Origin of the sequence: Enterobacter sp. ENT02 (genome assembly GCF_019219165.1) — a bacterium.
Lineage (GTDB): Bacteria > Pseudomonadota > Gammaproteobacteria > Enterobacterales > Enterobacteriaceae > Enterobacter > Enterobacter mori.
Window position 1 is genome coordinate 1 of the sequence record NZ_JAHUWD010000033.1, and the last position, 267, is coordinate 267.

The 267-nt window shown below is 48.3% G+C and carries 1 tRNA gene; it reads left to right on the plus strand.

The features are described from left to right. Positions 1–47 precede the first annotated feature (47 nt). Positions 48–124 (plus strand) — tRNA-Ile (locus tag KW829_RS23090). The last annotated feature ends 143 nt before the right edge of the window (positions 125–267 follow it).

The window sequence follows — 267 nt, forward strand, 5'->3', positions numbered from 1 at the left end:
AGTGCTCACACAGATTGTCTGATGAAAATAGCAGTAAAAATCTCTGCAGGCTTGTAGCTCAGGTGGTTAGAGCGCACCCCTGATAAGGGTGAGGTCGGTGGTTCAAGTCCACTCAGGCCTACCAAATACTTTCTGATACTGCGTTGCGGAACAACTCGCATACTTCAGTATGCTTCGTTATTCCACGCCTTGTCTCAGAAAGCATTACCGGTACAGAGATTAGTGTATACGATGGGGTTATAGCTCAGCTGGGAGAGCGCCTGCCTT